The organism is Arthrobacter wenxiniae (assembly GCF_013376105.1).
GTDB classification, from domain to species: Bacteria; Actinomycetota; Actinomycetes; order Actinomycetales; family Micrococcaceae; genus Specibacter; species Specibacter wenxiniae.
Map to the genome: position 1 here is coordinate 1 of NZ_JAAMFM010000060.1, position 2,554 is coordinate 2,554.

3 protein-coding genes are annotated in these 2,554 nt (G+C 60.7%); all 3 read right to left on the minus strand.

The window, feature by feature from the left end:
* On the minus strand, positions 1-472 hold a 472-nt coding region (locus tag G6034_RS19305), incomplete at its 3' end, for a transposase (RefSeq protein WP_176636722.1).
* A gap of 28 nt (positions 473-500) precedes the next feature.
* A complete protein-coding gene (locus G6034_RS19310; RefSeq protein ID WP_176636723.1) occupies positions 501-1,808 on the minus strand; it encodes an ISL3 family transposase in 1,308 nt (435 codons plus the stop codon).
* Positions 1,809-1,901: 93 nt separating this feature from the next.
* The gene (locus G6034_RS20225) at positions 1,902-2,378 is read right to left on the minus strand and encodes a transposase (RefSeq protein WP_176636724.1); all 477 of its coding nucleotides are present in this window, start codon (positions 2,376-2,378) and stop codon (positions 1,902-1,904) included.
* Positions 2,379-2,554: the final 176 nt, after the last annotated feature.

A 2,554-nucleotide genomic window follows, 5' to 3' on the forward strand; every position in this document is an offset into this window, starting at 1 on the left:
GCCACGATGAAAGATCGAGCATCCCGGTGATATCGGCAACCCATGCGCCTTCACGCTCAAACCCGTCGCTGTCATAGGCTTTGCTCCACCCCTTCTTGGGAACCAACGGGAGGACATCGGCCACTGCGCCATGGATAGGAAACCCTACGGAGTAGGAGAAATTGCGGTGTTTGGCGGTCAGCCAGTCGAGGAAGCCGTGCGTGCCCCCGGCGGAATCGGTGCGAATCATGACTTTGCGCCCGGACCGGTATCCCTTGGGGAGTTGTTTGACGGAGTCCTTGACGACTTGGATGTGGTCGGCCGCAGTGTTGGAACCGGCGTTGCCGGGCCGTAGCAGTGTCACCAGTGGCTCCCCGGTGCCAAGGACGCCGTGGTCAACAAAGGAACACAACGGGTGGAAGCCGAACCCCTTCTTCCACGTCGGGCGGGCATCTTCCTTCTCCGAGTGGGAGTTCAGGAGGGAAGCGTCCAAGTCGATTACCAAAGGGTTTTCGGGCTCTTCAGAATCCAGAGTGTAGTTTCGGTCTGAATCCGCCGGATTCCAGCAGTGATCTGGCGACATAGTGGGTGAGATTCCGGAAGCCGAGGGCAGATCCTCGGAGGTGTTCCAATCTTCCATTGATCGCTTCGCTAGGCCCATTGGAGGTCCCTGGCCGATCGAAGTACGCCAACACGTCAGCTGCCCTGCGTTTGAGCGTTCGCCCGAGCGTTTTGACTTCGGTGAGCGCTGCTGGGACACCGGTACTGAGGGAATCAACGACCGCCTGCATCAGCTTCTTTCCTTGGGCCCGGTCTTTCTCCCGGTAGGCGGTGATCATGCGTTGGTAGATGCCCCACGTGGCTTCCACCTCAATATGTGTATCCGCGGCAAACAGTTCCTCCAGACGTGTTTGTTGCTTCTCTGTCAGCAGGCCAGCGCCAGTATGCAGCGTCCTTCTCGCTTTGTAGAGCGGGTCACCGGCACGTCCTCGGTGCCCGCACGTGGCCTGTTGGATGCGTCGGCGGCAGTTGTCCAAGGCGTCCCCGGCCAAACGGATGACGTGGAAGGGATCCATCACGGGAACCGCGTCGGGGAGCTCGTCGGCGGCGGCGCTTTTGAACCCGGAGAACCCATCCATGGCCACGACCTCAACACCGTCACGCCACGCCTGTGGGCGGCCCTGCAACCAGGTGGCGAACACTTGTTTTGAGCGGCCCTCAACCATATCCAACAAGCGGGAAGGGCCGGTCCCATCACGGATCGGTGTGAGGTCAATGATGACGGTGACGAACTTGTCGCCGCGTCGGGTATGCCGCCAGACATGCTCGTCAACACCAATGACCTTCACTCCGTCGAAGCGGTGCGGGTCATCGATCAACATCCGTTTCCCCTCGGCCAAGACGGCCTTGTTTGCCGTGTTCCAGGTGACTCCGAGGCCCTCGGCGATTCGGGCGACGGTGAGGTGTTGGCAGACACTACCTTCCAACGCCCAGCGCAGCCCGCGGCGGGAGAGTTTCGCCCGTGGCTCAGCCGCTTTCGTGGTGTCTTGCCGCCAAACGTGTCCGCAGCCGGTGCATTGATAGCGGCGGATACGCACCAGCAACGTGGTCGGTCGCCAGCCGAAGGGTTCATGGCCGAGCTGGCGGGTCACGGTGTCACGGGGAACACCCTGGCAACCGCACTTGCGGCACCAGTCATCAGGATCAACAACACGGCAGGCCAGGACGGCACGGTCCGGGCGGACATACTGCCCAGTCACCTCGAGTCCGAGCCCGTCGAGGCGGCAGAAAGTGGTCAGGTCAGGGCATTGGAAGGTAGCGTTGAACACGAGGGCCTTGCGGTAGAAATCGAGATCTTAGACAATCTGATTCTCTCCCAAGGCCCTCACCTCAATCGAAACAGCTTCCCCGCCCCAAAGCCCTTACGCGGCAGCGCGGATTACACTCTGGATTCTGAAGAGCCGGTTTTCGGTGCTGACACCATGCAGTGGGGAGTCCTCGCCGGCCTGCGCCCACACATGGGCCCTGGCCGCGGCACGGGCAGTGTTGATACCGGCCAGGACCTTGGCTGGCTTTACCGTTGAGAGGACTTTGAGGAGCCGGCTGATGGTCGGGTCCGAGGCAACGTGCCCGTAGACCTCGGGCTGGTTGCGGAGCCGGTCAATGTCAGAAACGAAATCCCCGCCCGTGGCCAATGACAGCGCTAGGTCGATGAGGATCTTTCCCGGGTTGTGGATGGCAAATGGCTTGCGCCAGGGTGACAATGCCTCCGATAACCCTGCAGCTATGCCCGAGCTTTTCACCATCTCGGTCAGGATCACCCCGCCGGCCAGGGACACGACACCGTCGCCGGCGGCATCAACTCGAACAGAGGGGTAAAACCCGGTAAAGTAGTTCACCTGCGAGGTGCTCCTGAAACTGTGTAGAAAATGCTGTGTAGTAACTACATTTTCCCACGTCAGGGGCACCTTTCAGGCTTTAATTACACGGCATGGTCACACGGTCGATGAAATCTCGAGGCTAGCCTCGCGAACCGGCGCGGAGCACGGACCGGAAAAGTGCCTTTCCGAGGGAT